Raw genomic sequence first — 25659 nt, 5'->3', positions numbered from 1 at the left:
CTGCGTGACCACGGAATTTTTTGTAGGAGGGCCTTCAGGCCCGATGCTTTTCGATCCGATCGCAACGAAAGTTCATCGCCGCTGATCGAAAAGCATCGGGCCTGAAGGCCCTCCCACAACAGACCTCGAAGTGGCCCGGCCGAGCCGACGCAGTTACAACGCGAAATCCAGATAACGGCCCTTGGCCGTTTCCGAATTGCGCAATTCGATCCGCGCCCGCAGTCCCTCCATCGTCTGCCCGCGCGGCAGCAGATACGCATGCTGGAACGCGAACGGCCGTCCCGGCACCGCCACTACCTGCTTGAACGACGCGCCGTAACCGCTGCCGCAGGTGGTCGGCAGCTTGGCGCCGCTCAGACGCGGCAGTTGCGCGGGATTGGCTTCCCACAACCGGCCCTTGGCATCGGCGACGCTGCCGCGGCACGCGTCCAGCGTGGCGGTCTTGGTGCCCGAATCCGGGATCACTTCGAAGCGCACCAGCAGCACGCCGGCATCCTTGCGCAACGGGCCGAGGATGCGCGGATCGCGCGGCGCCAGCGCCTCGGCGCTGACCAATCGCCAGCGCGCGCCTTCGTACTGGGTCCACGCGCTCTTGCCGGCCGCGACCGGCCGGCTGGGATGGCGTTGTTGATAACTGCCCAGCGCCTCGCGGTAGGGCGCATAGATCGCCCAGGTGCCCAGCACCGCGGTGCCGAGCAGCCACCACAGGTTGCGGCGCCACCAACCGGCCGGCGCGGGCGCGGACGCCGGAACGGCCGCGACTTGAACGGGTTCGGAACTGATGGGCGAATTCATGGGCGCAGATCCAGAACCGGTTTGGCCTCGGCGGCGAGCTTGCGCGCGCGCGCGGCATCGATGCCCAGATCGACATCGACCAGGCTGTCGCCGCCGTGCGGCAGCAAATTGCCCCAGTACAACTGCAGGCGCGCGCCTTCGAGCTTGTCCGCGGGCACTTCGAAGAACCAGGCGCCGCTCTCGACCAGTCCCGGCGCCAGCGCGCGATCGCGCAGATTGATGCCCTTGAGCTTGGGCCGGTCGTCGCTGGAGGCGACATAGACCAGGCCGTCGCGGGTGCGCAGCTGCGCGCCCAGATAACCGGGACGATCGAACGCCTCGACCTTGGCCACCACCGACAGCCACAGGCCCGAGGTGCGCAGCAGATAATCGCCGGGACGGGAGTAGTCGCCCTTGAGCAGATACGCGTGCGCGGCCTTGAGGTTGCCGACCTCGACCGCGAAGTTGCGCCCCGCCACGCGGCCAGGCGCCTTCGCCGCCTGCAGCAGCGGCGCATCGCGTTCTTCGTAGGTCGATTCGCCCTTGCGCAGCGCCACCACCGCGATCAGCGCCAGCGCGATCCACAGCGCATCGCGCCAACGCCAGCGTGGCAGGCGCCAGCGCGCGGACGCTGCGGCCGGTTCGATCGGCGCGCTCATGGCGCCACCATGCGGTCGCGCAGATCGCTCACCGCGATCCGGTACTTGGCCGCCGGCTTGCCCTGCACCCATGCGCCTTCATCGTTGAGATAGGCCTTGGCCTTGTAGTCGCGAGCGAACACGCCGAAGGTCTCGCGCGGCGAATAAACGTAGTCTTTCGGCAGATTCCAGACCAAATCCACGCGCTGCTTCATGCGCGGATGCAGGTCGGCGGCGATGGTGTGATCGTCGGACATCATCAAGCTCTGCGCCGCGATGGGAGTGCCGCCCTTCGCGACCAGGATCAGGTCCTTGAGCGGATAGCCGAAGCCGCTGAAGCTGCGCGGCGTGCGGTTCTCGATATCGACCTGCAGCACCAGATACAGCTTGCCCTGATTGAAGGCATCGATCTGGCCGCCGGGCTTGTAGCGCGCCACCCAGGCGCGCAGCGGCGTCGCTGCCATCGCCCCGCCCTGGTAACGGTGGCCGGCCTGATACTGCGGCAGCGGCTTGGTCACGCTCTTGGCCTGCTTGAAGCCGCCCAGGGCGAAGGTCAGCACGAGCGCGATCGCGGCCACGGCCGCGGCGCCCTGCCACCAGGGATTGCGTGCCGCCTTGACCAGTTCGTCCTTGTTCGCCATGCCACTGCCTGCCATCGAGTGGCGGCACCCTAGCACAGCCGATGTGCCCTGCTGCAGCTGGGTTTCGCACTAGATGGACATGACAGCGCCGCCGCTGCAGGGATCGCTGGGCGACATGGTTTGCGCGCGCCGGGCGGCGCGGCTCAGGCGGGTTCGTCGGGAATCAGCGCGCTTTCCAGCCGCGCGATGCAGTCCTTCAGCCACAGCCGGCGTTTCTTCAACCGTTTGACCGTGAGTTCGTCCGCGTCGGCGTCCAGCGCCAGACGGTCGATCGCCAGATCGAGGTCGCGATGTTCCAACCGCAGATGGGCCAGTTGGTGCGTTATTGCGGCGGGATCGCTTTCGATCATCCGATGAGCTTAACGCGCGCGGATGTCGATTCCACATCTCCCGGTGCGACCGGCGATCGGGATCGGCGCCAGTCGAGGTGGCGGGGCGGTCGCGTGGGCGGCGCCGAGGTCAGCCGCCGTCCGGCGGGCATTGCGCCGAGCCTGAAGAAAGTAATAATTTCGTTAATATTTTGCGGGTAGGTCGTTTTTCGATGCTGGCCCGGCGGACCACCCGCGGTGGCGCCTTCCCCGCGCGGCGACCGCAAGACGCCTCAGCCCCAGGCCTTGGCGTCACCAAAGGCTAGCGAACCGGTCCGCGAGCCGCGTCGTGCCTGGCGCCGGGCCCGCGGCGGCGCGGTTCGCCGCGACCGGCGCGCAGCCCGTAGAATCGTCGGCCACATGAGCACTGTCCTGCCCCTCGCCGAACCTGTCCGCCGCAGTCGCGCCGACACCTCCGCCGCCTCCGCCGCCGACGGCGAGCGCCTGGCGACCCGCCTGCGCCATCAGGTCGGCCGCGCCATCGCCGACTTCGGCATGATCGAAGACGGCGACAAGGTCATGGTCTGCCTGTCCGGCGGCAAGGACAGCTACACCCTGCTCGACATCCTCCTGCAGTTGCAGAAGAAGGCGCCGGTGAAGTTCGAACTGGTCGCGGTGAACCTGGACCAGAAGCAGCCGGATTTCCCCGAGCACGTGCTGCCGGCGTATCTGCGCTCGATTGCGGTGCCGTACAAGATCCTCGAGCAGGACACCTATTCGGTCGTCACGCGGGTGGTGCCGGAAGGCAAGACGATGTGTTCGCTGTGCTCGCGGCTGCGGCGCGGGGCGCTCTACACCTACGCGGCCGAGCAAGGGTTCACCAAGATCGCGCTCGGGCATCATCGCGACGATCTGGTCGCGACCTTCTTCCTCAACCTGTTCTTCCACGCCAAGCTCAGCGGCATGCCGCCCAAGCTGCTGTCCGACGACGGCAAGCACGTGGTGATCCGGCCGCTGGCCTACGTGCGCGAAGACGACATCGTCGATTACGCGGCGGTCAAGCAGTTCCCGATCATCCCGTGCAACCTGTGCGGCTCGCAGGAAAACCTGCAGCGCAAGCAGGTCAAGCGCATGATGGACGCGTGGGAACGCGAAACGCCCGGCCGCATCGAGACGATCTCGCGCGCGCTGGGCGATATCCGGCCGTCGCAGTTGAGCGATCCGAAGTTGTTCGACTTCCTGGGGTTGGGTAAGGCGGGCGTCGCACCCATGACAGATGCACCGGTGTGGCTGGACGAATCGTCCGCCGACACGAACGCAACGCAAGTTGGTTAACCCCGGATTTCCCCCGCTCGTGATTCCCGCGAAGGCGGGAGTCCAGGGCCTCATCGCGGTATGACTCTGAAGTCTCCGGATTCCCGCCTTCGCGGGAATGACGAGCAAGAGCATTCGACTCCATTCCCATTCAATTCGGTCCTTCGATGTTCTTCCGCAACCTGACGTTCTTCCGCTTCCCCACCACCCACAAACTCGACGATCTCGACAAAGGCCTGGCCGAATGCGCGCTCAAGCCGGTCGGTCCGCTGGAGCTGTCCTCGCGCGGTTTCATCTCGCCGTTCGGGCGCGACGCCGAGGACGCGATGATGAGCAACCGCATCGGCGACGCGATCTGGATCACCGTCGGCAGCGAAGACCGCCTGCTGCCCGGATCGGTCATCAACGACATGCTGGCCAAGAAACTGGCCGAGATCGAACAGAAGGAAGGCCGCAAGCCCGGCGGCCGCACGCGCAAGCGGGTCAAGGACGAGCTCATCGTCGATCTGATGCCGCGCGCGTTCATCAAGCCCGGCCGCACCGACGCGATCATCGACCTGGAGCACGGGCTGGTCATCGTCGATACCTCCAGCCGCAAGACCGGCGAGAACGTGATCAGCGAAATCCGCCGCGCCATCGGCAGTTTTCCGGCGCTGCCGCTGAACGCGGAAATCGCCCCGCGCTCGATCCTGACCGGCTGGGTCGCCGGCGAGGAATTGCCCGACGGCATCAGCCTGGGCGACGAATGCGAACTGCGCGATCCGGTCGATCAGGGCGCGGTGGTCAAGTGCCAGCGCCAGGAGCTGGAAAGCGACGAAATCGCCAAGCACCTGGAAACCGGCAAGCAGGTCACGCGCCTGGCGCTGAGCCTGGACGATCACGTGTCGTTCGTGATCGGCGAGGACCTGGTCGTGCGCAAGTTCAAGCTGCTCGACGGCGCGGTGGATCAGCTCGAACACAGCGACGGCGACGGCCTGCGCGCCGAACTCGACGCGCGCTTCGCGCTGATGAGCGGCGAGGTGAAGCGTTTGTTCCGGGTGCTGGAGTCGGCGTTGAAGTTGTCGAAGGTCGAGGCTTGACGGCGAAAATCTGAGCCGACTGCGATTCGAGGTCGGGCTGGCCTCATCCGCCCCCCGCCTTCGGGTGCAGACTTTTCAGGCACCGCAGTAGAAGGGACTTAGCGCCCCGAATCCCAGGAGCCCCTCTCCCGCTGGCGGGAGAGGGGTTGGGGTGAGGGCCCTCGCGGCATCATTGGTCCCAGCGCCGACATCAACTTCGCGCCTCGCAAGCGCTATGCTTCGCCCATGGCGGTCCCCCACCCATGACGAGCCTTCTGCGCTTGCTCACCGGCCAGCTGCGTGCTGCGCCGCGCACGATCTCGCGCGAAACCATCGCGATCACCCTCGCCAACGGCCAGGCCGTCGAGGTGCTGCGCGTGCGCGATCCGCGCGCGCGCCGGATCAAGCTCAGCGTCGATGAGCGCGGCCCGCGCCTGACCCTGCCGATGCGCGCCAGCGACATCGCCGGGCAGCGATTTGTGATCCAGCATGGCGAGTGGCTGCTGGCGCAGATCGCCAGCGCCGGCACCGATGCGCCGAGCCTGCAGGCGCACGTCAGCACCAGCATTCCGCTGCGCGGGCGCGACATGCCGCTGCGCTGGCAAGTCGCGCGCTATCTGCGCCTGCAACTGGAAGACGACGCCGTGGCCGTCGCCGCGCCGGACACGGTGAACGCCAAAGCCCTGCAGCGCGCGCTGCGCGATTTCTACGAAGGCCAGGCCCGCGCCGACGTCGGCCGTTGGCTGCCCAAGTACCTGCCGGGCCTGCCGCGCGCGCCGTCGCGCCTGCGTTACCGGGTCATGTCCTCGCAATGGGGTTCGCTCGCGCCCGACGGCGCGCTGTCGCTGGACCTGTCGCTGGTGCTGGCGCCGCCGGCCGCGTTCGAATACGTGCTGGTGCACGAACTGTGTCACCTGATCCACGCCGATCACTCGCGCGCGTTCTGGCGCGAAGTGGAAGCGCGCTGCCCGGATTGGCGCGATCAGCGCGAGTATTTTCGCGCCTCGGGGCGTGCGCTCAAGGCGGGGTTGCGGCGGTTGATTGCGGACGATAAGTAGGTTGCGTAGTCGCGTTGAGCGACGCCACTGCTGTTCTCCCCCTTTGAAAAAGGGGGCAGGGGGATTCGCTCTCCGATCAGACAGCAGCGCCGCTACGTAAAAGCAAATCCCCCGCGCGAGCCGGAATATTCAGACATCGTGCCTACGCAGCGCGCCGCCCCCTTTTTCAAAGTGGGCTTTGGAATTTTGCCGCGGCTTACAGGTGCGCGCAGGAGCGCCACACGGCCGCCCGCCTCACCCCACCGTCAAAAAATTCTGAAACAACTCGCCCACCGCCCCGGGCCGTTCCATATGCAGATGATGCGTCCCCGGCAGCGTATGCAACTCGCCGCGGGCCAACAGCGTCGCGCGTTCGCGGCGCAATGCATCGGGCATGTAGCTCTGCGCCGGGTCGGCCCAGATCATGCAGGTCGGGCATTCGATGGCGCGGATCAACGAGCGCATCTGGCCTTCGCTCATGCGCTGCGCCGAGGTCAGGGTCAGGCGCGGATCGCTACGCCAGACAAAACCGCCCTGATGGTCGTCGCCGCGCACCGGTGCGATTCCGCGCTCCACCAGCAACCGCGCCACCGGCTCGCTCAGATCGTTGGCGGCCATGCGCACCTTCACCGCGCTGGCGATGTCGGCGAACACGCGCAGTTGTTTGCGGTTGACCGCCGCCATGCCGGCGAAGGCCTCGCGCAGACGGGTGCCGACGCGTTCTTCGGTTTCCGCCAGCGAACCCAAGGCTTCGATCAGCAGCAGGCGCTGCACCCGCTGCGGCGTGGCCGCGGCGACGAAGCTGGCGGTGGCGCCGCCGAGCGAATGGCCGAGCAGATGGAACCGGTCCCAACCCAGCGCGTCGGCGATCGCCAGCGCGGCGCGGGTGGCGGTGGTCATGCTGTATTCGCCGGCCGCGGGCAAATGCGCGCTGGCGCCGTGACCGGGCAGGTCGGGCGCGACCAGATCGAAGCCTTCGAACCACGGCGCCAGCGGCACGAAGCTGGCGGCGTTGTCCAGCCAGCCGTGCAAGGCCAGCAGGCGCGGCGCGCCGACGCGGCCGTTGCGCAATCCGGCCAGGCGGCCGAACTGGGTATCGACGACGAATTCCTGCATTGCGGCCATCAATGGGTTCCTGTCACTGCCTTGTTCCGTGCCCGGTTGGCATCAGACCACGCACGGGTGACAACGCGCATCGACCGCTGCCGCATTCCGCTGCCGCCGCTCATTCCCAGTCCGCGAGTTCGCGCAGCACCACGCCGGCCAAGGCCGCCGCGTGCGCGGGCGAGTCGTTGAGGCAGGGTACGTAACGCAGCTGGCCGCCGCGCGCGGCGAAGTCTTCCGCCAGCATCAGCGCGACTTCCTCCAGCGTCTCCAGGCAGTCCACCGCGAAGCCCGGCGCGACCACATCGACCTTGCGCACGCCGCGCGCGGCCAACGCGGTCAGAGTGTCGGCGGTGGCCGGCTCCAGCCAGCGCTCGCGGCCGAAACGCGATTGGTAGCTCAGCGTCCACGCCTCGTCGGGCAAGTCCAGCGCCTGCGCGATCGCGCGCGCGCTGGCTTCGCATTGACGCGGATACGGGTCGCCGGCGGCGGCGAAACGCTGCGGCAAGCCGTGGAAGGAGAACAGCAGGTGCTCGCCGGCGCCGTGGTTGGCGCGATGGCGATGGATCGAATCGGCGACCGCGGCGATCCATTTCGGGTCCAGGTGGTAATCGCCGATCATCCGCGTGCGCAGCCCGTGTGCCTGCTCCAGCACGTCGCCGACCGAGGCGGTGGTGGAGGTCGAATACTGCGGATACAGCGGCAAGGCCACGACCCGCTTCACGCCCTCGCTGCGCAGTTGCTGCAGCAGTTGCTTCCACGACGGTTTGCCGTAACGCATCGCGTGCAGCACGCGATGCTGCGGCAGTTCGCGCTGCACCGCTTCGGCCAGACGCCGGGTGTGCACGGCCAGCGGCGAGCCTTCCGGCAGCCACACGCTGGCGTATTTGTGCGCGACCTTGCTGCTGCGCAGCGGCAGGATCGCGAAATGCAGCAGCGGGCACCACAGCCAGCGGCTCATGTCCACGACGCGATGGTCGTGCAGGAATTCGGAGAGGAAACGCCGCACGGCCGAGGTGTTGGGCGCGTCCGGCGTCCCCAGATTCACCAGCACCACCGCGGTGTCGGCGGCGGAGTGGGGCGGGGGAGCGTCGATGCTGGCGGAGGCGGGCATGCGCATAGGATGACATCCGCGCGCCGGACTGGGCACTCGCCGCGGCATCGTTGTTTTCGATCGGGGCGATCGGCAGCGCCGATGGCGCTTCGCTCGGCCGCGCCCGAAGCCGCGCGAATCCCCGCGCAAATCATTGCGAACGGCGCCGGCGCGATGCGGCCGATGCGGCCCGGTTCGCGGTCGTTAACCCACAGCGCACCGATCGAATGAGACATCCGCCGCAAGCCCGCCGCGCCGATCCGCACGCCCTGGCGCGCGCCGGCCTACAATGCGCCGCGCATCTCGCGCGACACGGCACGACAGCGGCATCGATGCGGCATCGCGACGTTTCGCGCCGCGGCCTCGGCCCGCATCCCCGGTCAGGCGGCAGTTAGGCGGTGATTCATCGCCGCGGCACTAGCCTGAACCGATCGCCGTCGTCGCGGTCATAGACAGCGTCATGGCCCTGGGCGTGTCGCCCGCGGCGCATCACATCCCGCACCATCGCCGGAGTTCCCCATGTCCCGTCCGCTGCCCCGCGTCCTGAGTCTGAGCCTCGCCCTGAGCCTGGGCCTCGCCGCCACCGCCGCCATGGCCGGTCCGACCGAGGACCAGCGCGCCCGCGATGCGGTGCGCGTGCTCGGCGATATCCAGCAGATTCCCGAATCCTCGATTCCCGACAAGCTCTTCGACGAAGCGCGCGCGATCGTCGTGGTGCCCGATACTCTGAAGATCGGCCTGGTCGTCGGCGGACGCCGCGGCCACGGCCTGGTGTCGGTGAAAAATCCCGACGGCACCTGGTCCAACCCCAGCTTCGTCAAGCTCACCGGCGGCAGCGTCGGCTTCCAGGCCGGCGTGCAGTCCTCCGACATCGTGCTGGTGTTCCGCGGCAACCGCGGCCTGGATTCGATCGTCAACGGCAAGCTGACCCTCGGCGCCGACGCCAGCGTCGCCGCCGGCCCGGTCGGGCGCACCGCCGCGGCCGCCACCGACGGCCAGCTCAAGGCCGAAATCTGGTCGTGGTCGCGCGCGCGCGGCCTGTTCGCCGGCATCGCCCTCGACGGCGCCGCCTTGTCGATCGACGACGACGCCAATCAAGCGGTCTACGGCGAAGGCAACACGCCGCGGATGATTTTCGAAGGCCGCGCCACCGGCCAGCCGTCCTCGGCGGTGGTCGATTTCCGCGATCGCCTGGAAGAAGCCAACGCCGCCGCGCGCGAGCATCGCCTCGCCGAAGAACAGCGCACGCCGCTGGGCGCGACGGTGTATCCGGCCGCCGGCACCGCCCAGCCCGCTCCGGCCCAGCCCGCCGCCGCGGCGCGCGCGCCGGCGCACGAGCGCCTGGCGCCGGCGGTGCCCGAGCAGCCCACGCAGGGCCCGAAGCCGTTCGAAACCGTGCCGGCGCAGCCCAATCCGGCCAAGGTCGAGCCGCTGCCCTGATCCGATGACGCGCCGGATCGCGGGTCGCCGACCCGTTACCGGCGCGATCGCGCCGCGGCCCCATTCAGTCGTTCGCGGCCGCGACCGTGCCGAATCGGTTCGGCCGAGGGCCGGTCGAATGCCGATAACGGATGCGCGATCAGACAGGACCTTCGCCACATTGGCTTAGCGATGGTTGCGGTATCCTTGCCCTCTTCATCATTCAGCAGTGAGCATCGTCATGGGCGCCTGGGGCATCGGTCATTGGATTGTCGTCCTTGTCATCGTGCTGCTGATCTTCGGCACCAAGCGGCTGGGCTCGGTCGGCAAGGATCTCGGCGACGCGGTCAAGGGCTTCAAGAAGGGCATGCAGGACGAAGACAAGCCGTCGCAGCAGTTGCCTGACGACAGCACCCGCAACGACACCACCAACAGCACGCAGTCGCGCGACAACGAACAGAAGCCGCGCTGAGTCCGGCCTGTTGCGTCATCGACTTCCCCCGCCCGGCATACGCGCATGTTCGACATAGGCTTCTCGGAAGTCTTCGTGATCGCGATCGTGGCCTTGATCGTGCTCGGCCCCGAGCGCCTGCCCAAAGCGGCCCGGTTCGCCGGCCTGTGGGTGCGGCGCGCGCGCGCGCAGTGGTATTCGGTCAAGTCCGAGCTCGAGAACGAGCTGGCCGACGAAGAACTCAAGCGCAGCCTGCGCCAGGCCCAGGACGATCTGCGCCAGGTGCAGGAGCAGCTGCGCAACAGCGATCAGGCCGTGCGCAACGAAGTCGATGAGTTGAACCGCAGCATCGCCGCGCCCGTGGGCGCCGCGGCGGCGCAACCCGCGCTTCCGGCGCCGGCCGACGGCGGCGAAGCGGCCGCTGTACCGCCGGCCGCCGAACCCGCCGCCCCGGCCGACGACTACACCGGCGCGGCCTTGCCCGACTATCGCCCCGCCTCCACCGCGCAGACGCCGAACGATGAGCGACGCTGATCCCCGCTCCGGCGACCTCAACGAAGAGGCCGCGGCCGAACCGCGCCTGCTCGATCACCTGATCGAACTGCGCGCGCGCCTGCTGCGCGGCGTGACCGGGCTGATCATCGTGTTCCTGGGCCTGCTGCCGTTCGCGAACAAGCTCTACCACTTCCTGGCCACGCCGCTGCTGGCCAAGCTGCCGGCCGGCAGCCAGCTGATCGCGGTGGAGGTGGCCTCGCCGTTCTCCGCGCCGCTGAAGCTGGCGTTCTTCGCCGCGCTGATGATCTCGATGCCGTGGCTGCTGTTCCAGGCCTGGGCCTTCGTCGCGCCGGGCCTGTACAAGCGCGAGAAACGCCTGGCCTTGCCGCTGCTGGCCTCGGCGCTGGTGCTGTTCTACGCCGGCTGCGCGTTCGCGTTCTTCCTGGTGCTGCCGTCGGTGTTCGGCTTCCTGGTCAAGATCACGCCCACGGGCGTGTCGATGATGACCGACATCAACGCCTACCTGGATTTCGTCCTGATCCTGTTCCTGGCCTTTGGCATCAGCTTCGAAGTGCCGGTGGCGCTGGTGATCCTGGTGTTGCTGGGCTGGGTGACGCCGGCGCAGCTCAAGGAAGGCCGCGGCTACGCCGTGGTCGGCATCTTCATCGTCGCCGCGGTGATCACGCCGCCCGATGTGGTTTCGCAGCTCATGCTCGCCATTCCGATGTGCCTGCTGTACGAGATGGGCATCATCGCCGCGAAGTGGGTCGGCTCCGATCGTCGCGATGCCGACGATCCCTCGCCCGGCGACGCGCGCGACCCATGAGTTCGCCGGCCCCGTCGGCGACCGCTTCGCCCACGGTGGCCGCGCCCGCCGCCGCACTGCTTCCGGCCGGATTCTGGCCGCGCTACATGGCCTGGTCCCTGGACGCGGCCTTGATCGCCGTTTTGACCTGCGTGATCGGCTCCAGCCATTGGCGCCATCAAGCCGTCGCCGCGCGCGAAGCCTATGCGGCGATGAACGCGCGCATGGCCGAGATGATGTCCACCGCGGTGCTCAGCGACGTGGATTTCGCCGGTTACGCGCAGCAACTGCTGGCCGATCCGGCCCTGCACGCGGCCGCGCAGGCCACCGCCGCCGCCGTCACCGGCCTGGTGCTGGGTTGGGTCGTGCTGTTCGCTTTATTCGGCTTGGTATACGAGCTGGCGTTCGTCGCGTTTTCGTCGTGGCAGGCCACGCCGGGCAAACGCGCGCTGGGCCTGCGCGTGACCGACATGGCCGGCCGCCGGCTCGGCGTCGGCGCGGTGGCGGTGCGTTATCTCGGCGGCGCGCTGTCGTGGCTGACCTTGAACATCGGCCACGTGATGGCGATGGCCAAGCCCGAGCATCGCGCCCTGCACGATCGCATCGCCGGCGCGCGGGTGTTGCGCGCCGGCGATGGACGGGTGCCGTTGTGGGGCTGGGCATGGCTGCTGCTGCAGGCCTTCGCCACCTTGGCCGCCTGCGTGTGGGCGATGCAGGCGATGCAGGCGGCGATGGACGCGGCGTTGTTCGAAAGCGGCGCGATCTAAGCCGCCCCGCTATATCCGCGCGGCCAGACTCAGGCCTCGAAATGCCCCGGATTCGCGGCCGCCGCCGGCGCGGTCGGCGCATCTTCGTCCTGCGCGAACACATCGCGCCAGGCGAAATAGCAGGTGCCGCACATCACCACCAGGAAGGCGGTGCCGTACAACGCGAACAAGGCCATGACCAACAGTTGCCCGACCGTCGGCGCGAGCAGCGAACCCAGTTGCATCAGCAACAGCGAGGCCACGCTGACCAGCAAGCCGGTGATCATCGCGCCGAACATGAACAACATCGCCGCGAACAGATACGAGCCCAGGTTCCACAGCGATGCGCCGAGACTGCGCTTGACCGCATCGGAAATGCCGAGCCCGGAGAACATGATCAGCGGCACCGACACCAGCACCACCGCGGTGCTGAAGTAGTAGTAGGCCAACTGCACCAGGATCACCAGCGTGGGTTGTTCCGCGCTGGGCACGTTGGTGATGCGGCCGGTGATGGCGCCGCGCGCCATGTCCTGGTACTGCGACCAGAAATCCGGCCCGGTCGCCCACAGCAGCAGCGAGCCGCAGATCAGCGCCAGCGCGATCTGGATCAGGCCCAGCAGCGCCAGCGGCAGTGCCTTGTGCAGGCGCAGCGGCGCGAACAGATCGCGCGCGCGCACCGGCCGGTTGTTCTCGGCCTCGCGGATCACGTGCATCAGCCCGCCCAGCAGCACCGGCAGCACCAGCACCGCGGCCAGCACCGCCAGCACCAGGGTGGAGACGAAGCTGTCCATGCTGATCGAATCCGCGCCCAGCCGCAGCGGCATGGTGAACAGGTACAGCACCAGGTACAGCACCGCGATCAACAGCAAGGCCGCGCCGAAGATCGCGCGCGGATTGCGCGTGCCCAGGTTGATGGCGCGGATCAGCCACTGCGCGCCGTGGGTCAGCGGAACCTTGCGTATCGGTTGGCTCATCGGATCGATCCCGGGGGGAGAGGGAACAAGGGCGCGCCGTGCATGCACGGCGCCACGGCGAAGGCCGGAACCGCGCGCCGCGGCCGTCGCGAAACCGCGGGCTCAGCGCCCGTGCAGCGCACGCGCATGGCCGACGAAACGGCGCAGCACGCGCCGGGCATGCGGCGCGGCGCTGACGCTGCCGGCGATGGTCTTCGGGCAATGGCCTTCCGCGCGCAACGCATCGCCGCGCGCGCGCACGTAACCGAGCATGTGCGTGGCGCTGAATTCGGGATGGAACTGCACGCCCCAGGCGCGATCGCCCCAGCGGAACGCGTGGCAGGCATCGTGCGCCGAGCGCGCCAGCACGGTGGCGCCGTCGGGCGCGCGCAGCACGGTCTGCAGATGCGTGGCCTGGGCCGGAAACTGGCTCGGCAGGCCGCGGAACAGCGGGTCGTGTTCGGCGCTGGAATGCAGCTCCAGCCCGATCGTGCCCATCTCGCGACCGCCCGGGTGATTGCCGACCTCGCCGCCCAGCGCATGCGCGAGCAGCTGATGGCCGTAGCAGATGCCGAACACGGGCAGCCGGGCGTGGGCGGCTTCGCGCAGCCAGTCGGCGCTGCGCTCGCTCCACGGCGCGCGGTCGGTGACCATCGCGCCCGAACCGGTCACGATCGCCCCGGCGAAACCCTCGCGGCTGGGCAAGGGTTCGCCGTGTTCGACGTTGATCACGATCGCCTCATCGCGGCCCAGACCGGCGGCGACGCGGATCCAGTGCGGAAAACCGCGGTGACGGCGCATGGAGGCGACCGGCTGGCCGGTCTCGACGATCAGAAAGGGCGGGTTCACGGCGTGGCGTCGAGGGGGGATGGGCGCTGCTGAAATCCGGGGCGAAGCCCTGTATTTGTAAGGCTCATGGCTATACTAACCCGCTTTGCTGCACTGCGATGAGACCATGAGCGCGAGCGACGCACCCCCTGCGGTGATCACCTTTCAAAGCATGATCCAGCGCCTGAACGCCTACTGGGCTGAACAGGGCTGCGTGTTGATCCAGCCGCTGGACCTGGAGGTCGGCGCGGGCACCTTCCACCCGGCCACGTTCCTGCGCGCGCTGGGTCCGGAGCCGTGGAACGCCGCCTACGTGCAGCCCTGCCGCCGTCCCACCGACGGCCGCTACGGCGACAACCCCAACCGCCTGCAGCGCTACTACCAATACCAGGTGGCGATGAAGCCCAGCCCGGACAACATCGTCGAGCTGTACTTCGATTCGCTCAAGGCGCTGGGCGTGGACCCGCGGGTGCACGACCTGCGCCTGGTCGAGGACAACTGGGAATCGCCGACTCTCGGCGCCTGGGGCCTGGGCTGGGAAGTCTGGCTCAACGGCATGGAAGTCACGCAGTTCACCTACTTCCAGCAGGCCGGCGGCCTGGAGTGCCGGCCGGTGCTCGGCGAGATCACCTACGGTCTCGAACGCCTGTGCATGTACCTGCAGAACGTCGACAGCGTGTTCGACATCGTCTGGACCTACGGCCCCGACGGCCGCGCGGTGACCTACCGCGACGTCTACCACCAGAACGAAGTCGAGCAGAGCGCGTACAACTTCGAACACGCCGACGTGGCCGAGCTGTTCCATCGTTTCGACGCCTGCGAACGCGAAGCGGCCAAGCTGATCGAGCTCGGCCTGCCGCTGCCGGCTTACGACCAAGTGTGCAAGGCCTCGCATTCGTTCAACCTGCTCGACGCGCGCCGCGCGATCAGCGTGACCGAACGCCAGCGCTACATCCTGCGCGTGCGCAAGATCGCCCAGGGCGTGGCCGAAGCCTATTTCGCGCAGCGCGAAAAGCTCGGTTTTCCCGGCCTCAAGCAAACGCCGAAAGCGCACGCCGCCTGATTCGCGCGCAGCCCCAGTCCCGCGCGCGGGAGAGGGGTGAGGGCGAGCGCACCGATCAACTTCAACCTCGCCGCATCGAGCGCGAGGCGTCTTCAACAAACGAAGACGAAACCGCAAAGGCCACCGCATGAGCACGACCCAACCTCTCCTGATCGAACTGGGCACCGAAGAACTGCCGGTCAAGGCGCTGTCCGGCCTGGCTCAGGCGTTCTTCGACGGCGTGCTCGACGGCCTGCACAAGCGCGGCATCGGGTTCGATCGCGACGGCGCCAAGCCGCTGTACACGCCGCGGCGCCTGGCGGTGCTGCTGCCCGCGGTGGCGCTGCGGCAGCCGGAACAGAACAGCGAAGTGCTCGGCCCCTACCTCAACATCGCGCTCGATGCCGACGGCCAGCCGACCAAGGCGTTGCAGGGTTTCGCCGCCAAGGCCGGCATCGACTGGACGCAACTGGAAAAAACCAGCGACGCCAAGGGCGAGCGCTTCGTCCATCGCGCCACCAAGCCCGGCGCCGACACCGCCAGCCTGCTCGCGGACATCGTGCGCGAGGCCCTCGCCGCGATGCCGATTCCCAAGCCGATGCGCTGGGGCGATCACGACTACGGTTTCGCCCGGCCGATGCACTGGCTGGTGTTGTTGCTCGGCAATGAAGTGGTGCCGGCGGACATCCTCGGCGTGCGCAGCGATCGCGTCAGCCGCGGCCACCGATTCATGCATGACCAGACCGTTTCGTTCAACGCACCGGGCGATTACATCGAAGCGTTGCGCGGCGCCAAGGTGCTGGTCGATCCGGACGAGCGCCGCGAACGCATCGTGCGCGAAGTCACCGCCGCGGCCGCGCAGGCCGGCGGCAGCGCGCGCATCGACGACGGCATCCTGGAAGAGGTCAACGGCCTGACCGAATGGCCGGTGGCCGTGGCCTGCGGCTTCGAGCGCGAATTCCTCGCCGTGCCGCAGGAAGCGCTGATCGCGACGATGGAAGCCAACCAGAAGTTCTTCCCCGTGCTCGACGCGGCCGGCAAGCTCAGCGAACGTTTCGTCGGCATCGCCAACATCGAAAGCCGCGACGTCGGCGAAGTTCGCAAGGGCTACGAGCGCGTGATCCGCCCGCGTTTCGCCGATGCGAAGTTCTTCTTCGACGAAGACCTCAAGCAGGGCCTGGCGCCGATGGGCGAAGGGCTGAAGACGGTGACCTACCAGGCCAAGCTGGGCAGCGTGGCCGACAAGGTCGCGCGCGTGACCGCGCTGGCGCAGGACGTGGCCTTGATCGCCGGCGTCGATCCGGCGCTGGCGCGCCGCGCCGCGGAGTTGTCCAAGAACGATCTGCAATCGCGCATGGTCAACGAGTTCCCCGAACTGCAGGGCATCGCCGGCCGCTACTACGCCGTCGCCGCGAACGAGCCGGCGCAAGTGGCCGATGCGATCGACGAAGCCTACATGCCGCGTTTCGCCGGCGACGCGATCGCGCCGTCGCGGCTGGGCCGCGTGCTCGCGATCGCCGAACGCCTGGATACGCTGGCCGGCGGTTTCGCCGCGGGTCTGAAGCCGACCGGCAACAAGGACCCTTTCAGCCTGCGCCGCAATGCCTTGGGCCTGGCGCGCACGCTGATCGAAGGCGAAATCGATCTGCCGCTGAGCGAAGCGCTGCAAAGCGCATTGGCCGCGGCCGCCATGGCGATCGCGCTGGAAGCCACGCGCAAGCAAACTCAGGCCGACGAAAGCGGCAAGGCGAAGCCGGCCGATCCGGCGAAGGTCGCCGCGCCGACGGCCGATGAGCTGTACGACTTCGTGGTCGAACGCCTGCGCAGCTACTACACCGAGCGCAGCGTGCCGGGGCAGCAGTTCGATGCGGTCGCCGCGCTGCGCCTGCCGATGCTGCCCGACTTCGACCGCCGCCTCAACGCCATCGCCGAGTTCGCGAAACTGCCCGAAGCCGAAGCCCTCGCCGCCGCCAACAAGCGCAGCCGCAATATCCTCAAGAAAGTAGACGGCGAAGTGCCGAGCGCGATCGACGCCGCGTTGTTCAACGAGCCGGCCGAACGCGAACTGGCGCAGGCCGTCGATGCCGCCGTCGCCGACACCGATCCTCTGCTCGCGCAGCGCGACTACGTCGCCGTGCTGGGCCGGCTGGCGCGCCTGCGTCCGCAGGTCGATGCCTTCTTCGACAAGGTGATGGTCAACGTGGACGACGCGGCGGTGCGCAACAACCGCCTGGCCTTGCTCAAGCGCTTGTCCGATCGCCTGGGCAGCGTCGCGGCGATCGAGCATTTGTCGGTCTGAGGTAATCGCGGCGAGGCAAGCCGGCGCGAGGCGGACGACGAACGCCGGCCTGCGTTGATCGCGGACAAAAAGAAAAGGAGCCGGCTCGCGCCGGCTCCTTTTTTGTTGCGTGCGAGCGTCGCCGCGATCAGAACTTGTAGTTCATGCCCACGTAGTAGGCGCGACCGATCTGGTCGTACAGGCCCGAGCCGAAGCCGGTGCCGAACAGGTTGACCGGCGGGTCGGAGTCGAACACGTTGGTGACGCCGCCGTAGATCTGCAGGCCGGTGTCCTTGAACGTGTAGCTGCCGCGCATATCGTGGAACACGCCCGATCCGGCCCAGGCCACATTGGTCTGGCGCGGATTGGAGATGTAGCTCTCGTTGCTCACGCGAAGACCGCCGGAAGCGAAGCGGGTCGACCAATTGACGTCCCAGTTGTCGCGGCTGTAACCGGCGCGCAGCGTCGCTTTCCACTCCGGGTAGCCCAGCGTCTTGAGCCTGTCGATGTTGTCGTCCGGATCTTCCTGGAACGGGTAATCGTCGTAGCTCAGGACCTTGGTCGCGTTGAGATCCCAGCGCATGCGGCCGCCCCACAGGTCGTGGGAGTAGTACGCCGCGATGTCCACGCCATCGGTTTCGATCAACGAGATGTTCTGGTTGATCGAGGTGAGGAAGTCGAGCTGGCCGTCGGCGCGGCGCTGGGCGTTGCGGCAGTAGATATTGTCGATGCCGGAAGGCGAATCGACGCAGTGGTCGGCGGTTTCCTGGAAGGTCGGCGCCGAGATCGCGTTCTCGATCCGGATCTTCCAGTAGTCGATGTTGAAACCGAAGCCTTCCAGGAAGGTCGGGGTGAACACGAAGCCCGCGGTCCAGCTGCGGCCGGTTTCCGGATCCAGGTCCGGGTTGCTGCCCTGCAAGCCTTCGTTGGAGGAACCGATCCGATCGATGAAATCCCCCGGCAGGCCGAGCGCGGCGCAGTTGCGCGCGCGCAACGCCGGATCCTTGCCGTTGGGGATTTCGGTTGGATCGCAGGGATCGTCGACGATGCCGAAGTTCTGCGACTGGCCGCCGAACAGTTCGTCGATGTTCGGCGCGCGCACCGCCGCCGACATGTTGCCGCGGATGCGCAGGCTGTCGTTGATCGCCCAGTCCAGGTTGTAACGCCATGCGCGAGTGCTGCCGATGGTGTCGTACTTGGAGTAACGCGCGGCGGCGCCGACGGTCAGGCTCTTGATCAACGGGATGTCGTGCAACAGCGGGATCGCGACTTCCGTCCATACTTCGCGGACGTTGTAGCTGCCGCGCGCGCTCGGGATGGCGTTGAGGAAGGTCTGGCCGGAGATGTCCAGCGGATCGTTGTTGGTCTCGCTGGTCTCGCGGCGGTACTCGACACCGGCGCCGAAGCTGATCGGACCGGCCGGCAGTTCGAACAGGTTGTTGTTGGTCAGCGAGCCGCCGGCGACGAACTGGGTCAGGCGGGTCTTGGAGATGGTGGTGGCGTTGAACCAGTCGCGCGCGGCCGGGTTGATGGCGCCGTCGCCGAAGATCGAGAACGGAATGCACGATGCGGCCACTTCCGGCGAGATGATGCCGTCCGGGGTGCCGGTGTTGTTGTAGTACGCCTCGTTGACGTGGGTCGGATCGATCTTCGAGCGACACACGATCTGGCCGCTGGACGGATCGACGATGGCGTTGAGGCCGGCGTAGAAGCGTTCCATGATGCGGTTGTTGAGGTTGCGGCGACGCTCCTGGGTGCGGCCGTAGTTGACCGAGGCGTCGTACAGCCAGCCGCTCTCGCTGCCGAATGCGGCGCCTTCGATGCCGAACACCAGGCGAGCGGTCTGGCGCTCGGTGTCTTCGCCGCGCAGGCCCGAGTCGAGATCGTCGCGGGTGATCCGGATGTAATCCATGTCGGCGGTCAGCGCCGCCAGATCAGGACGGATGTAGGCGTTGTCCTTCTCGATGATGTGGTAGTTGTTCGCGCCGGCGAACGCCGCCGAGCCGTACGACTTGCTGGCGACCTTGCTGTACATGCCTTCGAAGTACAGGCGATGGTCCTGGCTCAGGTCGAAGCTGGCGACCGAGCTGACCGTGGTGCGCTTGTAGTCGGGCTGCAGTTGGGTCTGATCGTTGGTCAGGCCTTCGCAGTTCTGGCAGTTGTTGCGGTTGTCGTAGATGCCGTCGAAGCGCTGGTTGCGCACGCTGCCGTCGGGGTTGAAGACATAACGCTGGCTCGGAACCCGCGGGTCGGGATTGCCGCGCGAATCGAAGGCGGTCGAGAACGCGCCGCCGGTGGTGTAGATGTAGTTACGCGAGTTGGGCAGCAGCAGGCCGTCGTAGGCGCCGCCCGGGGTGAGCACGGTGGCGTAGTTCTGATGGCCGAAGCGATCCGGGAACCACAGCGGGTCCTGCTGGCTGTGTTCGATCGACACCGCGACGTTGCCGCGGTCGTCGGCGAAGTTGGTGCCGGCGGTGAACGAGAACAGGCGCTCCTTGAAGCCGCCGTGCTGGCTGTCGCCGATCTGCACGTGGGCGTTGGCGCCCTCGTACTTCTTCTTGAGGATGAAGTTGACCACGCCGGAGACCGCGTCGGCGCCGTACACCGCGGACGCGCCGCCGGTGATGACTTCCACGCGCTCGACCCAGTCGGCCGGAATCAGGTTGGTATCGACCGCCGAGGTACCTGCCGAGGCGCCGACCATGCGGCGACCGTTGACCAGCACCAGGGTGCGCGAGGTGCCGAGGTTGCGCAGGTCCTGCATGGCCACGCCGGCGGTGCCGATGAAGCGACCGGAGTTACCCATCGTGAAGGTGGTGGCCAGCTGCGGCATGGTCGTCAGCAGGTCGCCGATGTTGACCGCGCCGGTGGCCTTGATGTCTTCCGCGGTCAGCACGCTGACCGGGGCGGGCGATACGACGTTCGGGTTGGAAATGCGCGACCCGGTGACGGTGACGGCTTCGATCTTGGTGATGCTGTCTTCGTTCGACGCGGCGTTCGCCTGCTGGGCGTAGGCCGGCGCGACCGCGCTGACCAGCGCAGTGCAGACAGCCGTGGTGAGCAGTTTTCTATTCACGAAAGTGGACTCCTGAAATGTGCAATGACATCGCTTCCTTACCGTGCGACTTCCCTGGTGTTGGAAGGCTGGATGAGGTGTGATCAGAGGAGATCCCGAGTGCCCGCCCGCGCAGCCCCCCGCGCGTACGACCAGTTCCCCTGACCCGAAATTACGGACTGTTAACGAAAGATGCAACGAACTGCGCAAAGTCTCGTTAAAAAATATGTAATAAATACAGATAGTTAGTGAGGGCGTGCTACTTTGCCGAGTCTGGCCGAATGACTGTGCCAAGGCGCGCCCAGGTCGCTGTGCGGTTGTTTTTCTGAAGGATTTCAGGGCGATGTGGGCCGAGCGCGAAGCGGCCGGCGGGCCTCGCCCGGCCCGGCCCGGGCGCCGCCAAAACGAAAGAGCCGGCTTGCGCCGGCTCTCCCGATGAAGCTCTAACGATGATGCTGGACCGCTACACGTTCGATCAGAAGAACTTGTAGTTCACGCCGACGTAGTAAGCGCGGCCGATCTGGTCGTACAGGCCCGAACCGAAACCGGTGCCGAACAGATTGACCGGCGGATCGGAGTCGAACACGTTGGTGATGCCGCCGTAGATCTGCCAGCCGGTGTCCTTGATCGAGTAGCTGCCGCGGATGTCGTGGGCGACGCCGGAGCCGGCGTTGTAGACGTTGACCGACTTCGGATTCGAGCGGTAGGTCTCGTTGCTCACGCGCAGGCCGCCGTCGGCGTAGCGGGTGTTCCAGTTCAAGCCCCAGTTGTCGCGGGTGTAGCCCAGGCGCAGGGTGGCCTTCCATTCCGGGAAGCCCAGGGTCTTGTTCTGGTCGACCGTCTCGTCCTTGTCTTCCTGGAACGGGAAGTCGGTGTAGCCCAGCACCTTGGTGGCGTTGAGGTCCCAGCGCATGCGGCCGCCCCACAGGTCGTGGGTATAGTAAACGCCGATGTCCACGCCGTCGGTTTCGGTGGCGGCGATGTTCTGGTTGATCGAGACCAGGAAGTCGATCTGGCCGTCCGGACCGCGGCGGGTATTGGTGCAGTAGATGTTGTTGATGCCGGCCGGGTTATCGACGCAGCGCTCGGCGGTCTGCTGGAAGGTCGGGGCGCCGATCGCGTCGGTGAGACGGATCTTCCAGTAGTCCACGTTCATGCCGAAGCCTTCCAGGAAGGTCGGGGTGAACACGAGACCGGCGGTCCAGCTGCGGCCGGTCTCCGGGTCCAGGTCCGGGTTGCTGCCCGACAGGCCTTCGTTGGTGGCCGAGAAGGTGTCTTCGAAGTCGGCCGGCAGGCCCAGCGCGGCGCAGTTGCGGGCGCGCACGGCCGGGTCCTTGCCGTTGCGGATGTTGATCTGATCGCAAGGATCTAAGACGCCGCCGAAGTTCTGCGACTGGCCGCCGAACAGTTCGTCGATGTTCGGCGCGCGCACCGCCGCCGACATGTTGCCGCGGACGCGCAGGCTGTCGTTGATCGCCCAGTCCAGGTTGTAACGCCAGGCCTTGGTGCTGCCGATGGTGTCGTACTTGGAGTAACGCGCGGCGGCGCCGACGGTCAGGCTCTTGATCAGCGGGATGTCGTGCAACAGCGGGATCGCCACTTCCGTCCACACTTCGCGGACGTTGTAGGCGCCGCCGGAGTTCGGGATCGCGTTGAGGAAGGTCTGGCCGGAGATGTCCAGCGGATCGTTGATGCTCTGGCTGGTCTCGCGGCGGTACTCGACACCGGCGCCGAAGCTGACCGGACCGGCCGGCAGATCGAACAGGTTGTTGTTGGTCAGCGAACCGCCGGCGACGAACTGGGTCAGGCGCGCCTTGGAGATGGTGGTGACGTTGAACCAGTTGGCCGCGCCCGGGCTGATCGCGCCTTCGCCGAAGACCGAGAACGGAATGCAGCTGGCGGCCACTTCCGGCGAGATGATGCCGTCCGGGCTGGCGGTGTTGTTGTAATACGCCAGGTTGACATGGGTCGGATCGATCTTGGAACGGCACACGATGTTGCCGTTGGCGTCCTCGACCGCGTCCAGGCCCGCATAGAAACGTTCCATGTGGCGGTTATTGAGATTGCGGCGACGCTCGTGCGTGCGGCCGTAATTGACCGACACGTCGTACAGCCAGTTGCTGTCGCTGCCGAACGCCGCGCCTTCGGCGCCGAACACCACGCGAGCGGTCTGGCGGTCGGTGTCTTCGCCGCGTCCGCCGGCATCGACGTCGTTACGGGAGAGATTGATCGTCGGGCGCGCGCCGATGAGGGCCAGCAGTTCCGGCGTCATGTAAGCGTTGTCGCGCTCGATGATGTGCGGGTTGCCGGTGGCGCCGAACGCCGGCGAGGAACTGGTCTTGCTGTGGACCTTGCTGTACATGCCTTCGAAGTACAGGCGGTGATCCTGGTTCAGATCGAAGCCGGCGACGGCGCTGACGGTGTCGCGCTTGTACCGCGGCTGCAGCTGCAGTACCTGGTTGTTGTCGAGGCGGTCGCAGTTCGTGCAGGTGGCGCTGCTGTTGCGATCGACCGCGCCGTCGAAGCGCTGCTTGCGGACTTGTCCGTTGCGATCGAAGGTGTAACGCAGATCCGGATTGAAGTTGTTGCCCAGCGAGAAGGTGCCGGCATTGGTGATGGTGTAGTTGCCGGCATCGCCCACGAGGGTGGTGTCGAAGCCGGTGCCAAGCGTGCGCAGGGCGCGATAGGCCTGCTTGCCGAAGCGGTCGCCGAACATCAGGCTTTCTTGCTGGCTGTGCTCGAACGACAGCGCGTAGTTGCCGCGGTCCTCGGCGAAGTTGCCGCCGCCGGTCACCGAGATGAACTGCTTGCCGAAGCCGCCGTGCTGGCTGTCGTTGATCTGCGCGTGCAGATTGGCGCCTTCGTACTTCTTCTTGAGGATGAAGTTGACCACGCCGGAGACCGCGTCGGCGCCGTACACCGCGGACGCGCCGCCGGTGATGACTTCCACGCGCTCGACCCAGTCGGCCGGAATCAGGTTGGTATCGACCGCCGAGGTGCCGGCCGAGGCGCCGACCATGCGGCGGCCGTTGACCAGCACCAGGGTGCGGGCGGTGCCGAGGTTGCGCAGGTCTTGCATGGCCACGCCGGCGGTGCCGATGAAGCGACCGGAGTTGCCCATCGTGAAGGTGGTGGCCAGCTGCGGCATGGTCGTCAGCAGGTCGCCGATGTTGACCGCGCCGGTGGCCTTGATGTCTTCCGCGGTCAGCACGCTGACCGGAGCGGGCGAGACGACGTTCGGGTTGGAGATGCGCGAGCCGGTGACGGTGACCGTCTCGATCCGGGTGACGTCATCGTTTGAACCGGTAGCTGCCGCCTGCTGGGCGTAAGCCGGCGCGACCGCGCTGACCAGCGCAGTGCAGACAGCAGTGGTCAAAATTTTTCTATTCACGAAGTGGACTCCTGGAATATTCAGTGACATTGCTTCCCTACCGTGTGACTTCCTTTGTGGAAGGGCGGGACGGTCTTTTATCTAGGAGATTCCGAGTGCCAGTAGCGCAGCCCCCCGCGCTTACGGCCAGTTCCCCTGACACCGAAATTACGACTTCTTAACGCTGGATGCAACGAATGTGCAAAGTCTGACGCCAGGATCGGCAAGCAGTGTCAGCGCCAACCGGTTATTCTGGTGGCTATGCCATTGATCCCCCGCCTTTTTTTCGTCTTTTCCACCTTCGCAGCGGGGTTCGGGGCCGCCGGCACCGCCTGGGGCGCCAAGGTCGGCAAAGTCGAGATTCGCGGCCTCGACGAGGCCATGACCCATAACGTCCGGGTTTCGCTGTCCCTGGTGGACACCATCGACAAGGACGTGTCCGGGCGCCGCCTGGGCTATCTGTTGCGCGAGGCCGAGAACGAGACCCGCGAGGCGCTGGAGCCGTTCGGCTACTACTCGCCGACCATCAAGATCGAGGATTCGCGCGGAACCCGGCGCATCGCCACCCCGGCCGGCACCGATCCGACCGCGCCGGCCGACCCGGCCGATACGGCCGATACGGCCATCGATCCGGCCGCCGCCACCGATCCGCCGGCCGCCGGCGCTACCGCCGCGGGCCCGGTCGGCACCGCCGCCGATCCGGCCGCCGCCGCCGCGGCGCGCGCGGCCTCGCCGCCGATCGCCGTCATCATCACCGTGGACAAGGGCGAACCGGTCAAGGTGCGCCGTTCCGACATCGCCATCCTCGGCGCCGGCAGCGACGACCGCTATCTCAAGCAGGACCTGGCCGCGTTCCGGCCCGGCCCGGGGCAGGTGTTCGACCACGCCGCCTACGAGGCCAGCAAGATCAAGATCAGCCGGCGGTTGGCGGAACGCGGGTACTTCGACGCGGATTTTTCTTCGCGGAGGGTGGAGGTCACCCGCGCGGAACAGGCCGCCGACGTCGACTTGGTCTGGACCAGCGGCCAGCGCTACGACATGGGCCCGATCAGCTTCGAGCAGACGCCCAAGCGGATCATCCGCGACAGCCTGCTGGAGCGGCTGGTGTACTGGGAACAGGGCAGCTACTACCACCAGCGCAAGCTCGACACCTTTCGCGAATCGCTGGCGCGGCTGGATTATTTCTCCAGCATCGACATCGAGCCGCAGCCGGAAAACGCCGTGGACGGCCAGATTCCGGTCAAGGTCACGCTGACCCCGGCCAAGCGCAGCATCTACACCTCCGGCCTGAGCTACGGCACCGACAGCGGCGCCGGCGTGCGCCTGGGCGTGGAGCGTCGCTACGTCAACGACCGCGGCCACAAGGCGCTGGCGCAGATCGACTTCGCCCAGCGGCGCAAGACCGCGACCTTGCAATACCGCATTCCCGCCTTCGCCTGGCTCGACGGCTGGTACACCTTCAGCCTTCAGGGCGCGGACGAACAGACCGACTACATCGATTCGCGCCGGATCGAACTGGTCGCCAGCCGCAGCGGCAAGATCAATCAGCGCTGGACCGCGACCGTCTCGCTGCACGGCCTGCGCGAGCGCTGGGCCTATGCCGACGAAGACGACGACGATCCGGCCACGCCCGTCGACTACCGCACCGCGACCTTCCTGTATCCCTCGCTGCGCGCCGAATACATCGACGCCGACGACCGCCTGTACCCGCGCAACGGCATCAGCGCCACCGGCCTGCTGCGCGGCGGCCTGGAAGCGGTGGGCTCGGACGCCAACTTCCTGCAGGCGCAGGTCACCGCGCGCTGGTACAAGGGCCTGGGCGAACGCAGCCGCCTGATCACCCGCGGCGAACTCGGCCATACCTTCACCGACGCCCTGGTCGATCTGCCGCCGTCGCTGCGTTTCTACGCCGGCGGCGATCGCAGCATCCGCGGTTACGAATGGCGCGAAGTGGGCCCGCGCATTCCGGCCATTCCCGGGCGCAAGGCCTTCGCGCTCGGCGCCAAGAACGTGATCACCGGCAGCGTCGAATTCGAGCAGTACTTCAACGAAAGCTGGGGCGCGGCGGTGTTCGTGGACAGCGGCAGCGCCTTCGACGACAGTCCGGACATGCGCACCGGCGTCGGCGTCGGCGTGCGCTGGCGCTCTCCGGTCGGCCCGTTGCGGGTCGATATCGCACGCGGCCTGGATCACCCCGATTCAGGCTTCCAGCTCTATCTCAATATCGGCGCCGATCTGTAAGGCGCGGCA

The 25659-nt window shown here is 67.2% G+C and carries 21 protein-coding genes; 11 read left to right on the top strand and 10 right to left on the bottom strand.

Annotation, left to right across the window (positions count from 1 at the left end):
* Positions 1 to 153: 153 nt before the first annotated feature.
* The 4 genes from J7J50_RS04580 to J7J50_RS04565 all read right to left on the bottom strand — a co-directional run bounded on the left by J7J50_RS04580 (position 154) and on the right by J7J50_RS04565 (position 2403).
* A complete protein-coding gene (locus tag J7J50_RS04580) occupies positions 154 to 795 on the bottom strand; it encodes a hypothetical protein (RefSeq protein ID WP_215062982.1) in 642 nt (213 codons plus the stop codon).
* Positions 792 to 1433: a hypothetical protein gene (locus J7J50_RS04575; protein ID WP_215062984.1), complete on the bottom strand. Its 642-nt coding sequence runs from the start codon at positions 1431 to 1433 to the stop codon at positions 792 to 794. Before J7J50_RS04575 ends, J7J50_RS04580 begins: the two co-directional genes overlap by 4 nt.
* Complete coding sequence (locus tag J7J50_RS04570) at positions 1430 to 2053, bottom strand: hypothetical protein (protein ID WP_215062985.1); 624 nt, start codon at positions 2051 to 2053, stop codon at positions 1430 to 1432. The genes J7J50_RS04575 and J7J50_RS04570 overlap by 4 nt, the downstream gene beginning before the upstream one ends.
* A 143-nt stretch (positions 2054 to 2196) precedes the next feature.
* On the bottom strand, positions 2197 to 2403 hold the full coding sequence (locus tag J7J50_RS04565; RefSeq protein ID WP_215062987.1) for a YdcH family protein: 207 nt from the start codon (positions 2401 to 2403) through the stop codon (positions 2197 to 2199).
* 378 nt (positions 2404 to 2781) lie between these two features.
* On the opposite strand from J7J50_RS04565, the gene ttcA reads away from it, so the two are divergent.
* The 3 genes from ttcA to J7J50_RS04550 all read left to right on the top strand — a co-directional run bounded on the left by ttcA (position 2782) and on the right by J7J50_RS04550 (position 5791).
* Positions 2782 to 3696 carry a tRNA 2-thiocytidine(32) synthetase TtcA gene (gene ttcA, locus J7J50_RS04560; protein ID WP_215062989.1) on the top strand — a complete coding sequence of 305 codons (915 nt, stop codon included), beginning with the start codon at positions 2782 to 2784 and terminating at the stop codon, positions 3694 to 3696.
* A gap of 146 nt (positions 3697 to 3842) precedes the next feature.
* Positions 3843 to 4754, top strand: a complete 912-nt coding sequence (locus tag J7J50_RS04555) for a recombination-associated protein RdgC (protein WP_057944996.1) — start codon at positions 3843 to 3845, stop codon at positions 4752 to 4754.
* A 242-nt stretch (positions 4755 to 4996) separates the two neighbouring features.
* Complete coding sequence (locus tag J7J50_RS04550) at positions 4997 to 5791, top strand: SprT family zinc-dependent metalloprotease (RefSeq protein ID WP_215062990.1); 795 nt, start codon at positions 4997 to 4999, stop codon at positions 5789 to 5791.
* 234 nt (positions 5792 to 6025) lie between these two features.
* On the opposite strand, the gene J7J50_RS04545 is transcribed toward J7J50_RS04550, so the two are convergent.
* Entirely contained in the window at positions 6026 to 6886 is an 861-nt protein-coding gene (locus J7J50_RS04545; protein ID WP_215063029.1) for an alpha/beta hydrolase, read from the bottom strand.
* Between the two features lie 109 nt (positions 6887 to 6995).
* The gene (gene hemH, locus J7J50_RS04540) at positions 6996 to 7988 is read right to left on the bottom strand and encodes a ferrochelatase (protein WP_215063030.1); all 993 of its coding nucleotides are present in this window, start codon (positions 7986 to 7988) and stop codon (positions 6996 to 6998) included.
* Positions 7989 to 8498: 510 nt separating this feature from the next.
* Here hemH and J7J50_RS04535 point away from each other — a divergent pair.
* From J7J50_RS04535 to J7J50_RS04515, 5 genes are all read left to right on the top strand, one after another.
* Positions 8499 to 9407 (top strand): lipid-binding SYLF domain-containing protein, encoded by a 909-nt coding sequence (locus tag J7J50_RS04535; protein WP_215063031.1) that lies wholly within the window; start codon positions 8499 to 8501, stop codon positions 9405 to 9407.
* A gap of 220 nt (positions 9408 to 9627) precedes the next feature.
* The gene (gene tatA / locus J7J50_RS04530) at positions 9628 to 9858 is read left to right on the top strand and encodes a Sec-independent protein translocase subunit TatA (RefSeq protein ID WP_215063032.1); all 231 of its coding nucleotides are present in this window, start codon (positions 9628 to 9630) and stop codon (positions 9856 to 9858) included.
* A 45-nt stretch (positions 9859 to 9903) separates the two neighbouring features.
* Positions 9904 to 10371, top strand: a complete 468-nt coding sequence (gene tatB, locus J7J50_RS04525; protein WP_215062992.1) for a Sec-independent protein translocase protein TatB — start codon at positions 9904 to 9906, stop codon at positions 10369 to 10371.
* Positions 10358 to 11158, top strand: a complete 801-nt coding sequence (gene tatC, locus J7J50_RS04520) for a twin-arginine translocase subunit TatC (RefSeq protein ID WP_215062994.1) — start codon at positions 10358 to 10360, stop codon at positions 11156 to 11158. Before tatB ends, tatC begins: the two co-directional genes overlap by 14 nt.
* On the top strand, positions 11155 to 11904 hold the full coding sequence (locus J7J50_RS04515) for an RDD family protein (protein ID WP_215062995.1): 750 nt from the start codon (positions 11155 to 11157) through the stop codon (positions 11902 to 11904). The genes tatC and J7J50_RS04515 overlap by 4 nt, the downstream gene beginning before the upstream one ends.
* A 29-nt stretch (positions 11905 to 11933) precedes the next feature.
* On the opposite strand, the gene J7J50_RS04510 is transcribed toward J7J50_RS04515, so the two are convergent.
* Both J7J50_RS04510 and J7J50_RS04505 read right to left on the bottom strand, forming a co-directional pair.
* Complete coding sequence (locus tag J7J50_RS04510; protein ID WP_215062997.1) at positions 11934 to 12857, bottom strand: hypothetical protein; 924 nt, start codon at positions 12855 to 12857, stop codon at positions 11934 to 11936.
* A 102-nt stretch (positions 12858 to 12959) separates the two neighbouring features.
* A complete protein-coding gene (locus J7J50_RS04505; protein WP_251044300.1) occupies positions 12960 to 13637 on the bottom strand; it encodes a glutamine amidotransferase in 678 nt (225 codons plus the stop codon).
* Positions 13638 to 13791: 154 nt separating this feature from the next.
* On the opposite strand from J7J50_RS04505, the gene glyQ reads away from it, so the two are divergent.
* The gene (gene glyQ / locus J7J50_RS04500) at positions 13792 to 14727 is read left to right on the top strand and encodes a glycine--tRNA ligase subunit alpha (RefSeq protein WP_215063002.1); all 936 of its coding nucleotides are present in this window, start codon (positions 13792 to 13794) and stop codon (positions 14725 to 14727) included.
* A 127-nt stretch (positions 14728 to 14854) separates the two neighbouring features.
* Positions 14855 to 17005, top strand: coding sequence for a glycine--tRNA ligase subunit beta (glyS, locus tag J7J50_RS04495; RefSeq protein ID WP_215063003.1), 2151 nt, complete (start codon positions 14855 to 14857; stop codon positions 17003 to 17005).
* 127 nt (positions 17006 to 17132) lie between these two features.
* On the opposite strand, the gene J7J50_RS04490 is transcribed toward glyS, so the two are convergent.
* The gene (locus J7J50_RS04490) at positions 17133 to 20060 is read right to left on the bottom strand and encodes a TonB-dependent receptor (RefSeq protein WP_215063005.1); all 2928 of its coding nucleotides are present in this window, start codon (positions 20058 to 20060) and stop codon (positions 17133 to 17135) included.
* 454 nt (positions 20061 to 20514) lie between these two features.
* Complete coding sequence (locus tag J7J50_RS04485; RefSeq protein ID WP_215063007.1) at positions 20515 to 23430, bottom strand: TonB-dependent receptor; 2916 nt, start codon at positions 23428 to 23430, stop codon at positions 20515 to 20517.
* Positions 23431 to 23670: 240 nt separating this feature from the next.
* On the opposite strand from J7J50_RS04485, the gene J7J50_RS04480 reads away from it, so the two are divergent.
* The gene (locus J7J50_RS04480; RefSeq protein ID WP_285222340.1) at positions 23671 to 25650 is read left to right on the top strand and encodes an autotransporter assembly complex family protein; all 1980 of its coding nucleotides are present in this window, start codon (positions 23671 to 23673) and stop codon (positions 25648 to 25650) included.
* Positions 25651 to 25659: the final 9 nt, after the last annotated feature.

The sequence above is a fragment of the Lysobacter sp. ISL-50 genome (genome assembly GCF_018612875.1).
GTDB lineage: Bacteria > Pseudomonadota > Gammaproteobacteria > Xanthomonadales > Xanthomonadaceae > Lysobacter.
Note: the sequence above shows the minus strand (reverse complement) of the source record. Positions and strands in the feature narration are given on the sequence as shown.

Excerpts from the sequence above, each read along its gene's own strand:
- hemH (WP_215063030.1), bottom strand. The coding sequence starts at position 7,988 with ATGCCCGCCTCCGCCAGCATCGACGCTCCCCCGCCCCACTCCGCCGCC.
- ttcA (WP_215062989.1), top strand. The coding sequence starts at position 2,782 with ATGAGCACTGTCCTGCCCCTCGCCGAACCTGTCCGCCGCAGTCGCGCC.
- J7J50_RS04545 (WP_215063029.1), bottom strand. The coding sequence starts at position 6,886 with ATGCAGGAATTCGTCGTCGATACCCAGTTCGGCCGCCTGGCCGGATTG.
- J7J50_RS04480 (WP_285222340.1), top strand. The coding sequence starts at position 23,671 with ATGCCATTGATCCCCCGCCTTTTTTTCGTCTTTTCCACCTTCGCAGCG.
- tatA (WP_215063032.1), top strand. The coding sequence starts at position 9,628 with ATGGGCGCCTGGGGCATCGGTCATTGGATTGTCGTCCTTGTCATCGTG.
- J7J50_RS04510 (WP_215062997.1), bottom strand. The coding sequence starts at position 12,857 with ATGAGCCAACCGATACGCAAGGTTCCGCTGACCCACGGCGCGCAGTGG.
- J7J50_RS04515 (WP_215062995.1), top strand. The coding sequence starts at position 11,155 with ATGAGTTCGCCGGCCCCGTCGGCGACCGCTTCGCCCACGGTGGCCGCG.
- J7J50_RS04575 (WP_215062984.1), bottom strand. The coding sequence starts at position 1,433 with ATGAGCGCGCCGATCGAACCGGCCGCAGCGTCCGCGCGCTGGCGCCTG.
- tatC (WP_215062994.1), top strand. The coding sequence starts at position 10,358 with ATGAGCGACGCTGATCCCCGCTCCGGCGACCTCAACGAAGAGGCCGCG.
- J7J50_RS04505 (WP_251044300.1), bottom strand. The coding sequence starts at position 13,637 with ATGCGCCGTCACCGCGGTTTTCCGCACTGGATCCGCGTCGCCGCCGGT.
- J7J50_RS04550 (WP_215062990.1), top strand. The coding sequence starts at position 4,997 with ATGACGAGCCTTCTGCGCTTGCTCACCGGCCAGCTGCGTGCTGCGCCG.
- glyQ (WP_215063002.1), top strand. The coding sequence starts at position 13,792 with ATGAGCGCGAGCGACGCACCCCCTGCGGTGATCACCTTTCAAAGCATG.
- J7J50_RS04565 (WP_215062987.1), bottom strand. The coding sequence starts at position 2,403 with ATGATCGAAAGCGATCCCGCCGCAATAACGCACCAACTGGCCCATCTG.
- tatB (WP_215062992.1), top strand. The coding sequence starts at position 9,904 with ATGTTCGACATAGGCTTCTCGGAAGTCTTCGTGATCGCGATCGTGGCC.
- J7J50_RS04570 (WP_215062985.1), bottom strand. The coding sequence starts at position 2,053 with ATGGCGAACAAGGACGAACTGGTCAAGGCGGCACGCAATCCCTGGTGG.
- glyS (WP_215063003.1), top strand. The coding sequence starts at position 14,855 with ATGAGCACGACCCAACCTCTCCTGATCGAACTGGGCACCGAAGAACTG.
- J7J50_RS04555 (WP_057944996.1), top strand. The coding sequence starts at position 3,843 with ATGTTCTTCCGCAACCTGACGTTCTTCCGCTTCCCCACCACCCACAAA.
- J7J50_RS04580 (WP_215062982.1), bottom strand. The coding sequence starts at position 795 with ATGAATTCGCCCATCAGTTCCGAACCCGTTCAAGTCGCGGCCGTTCCG.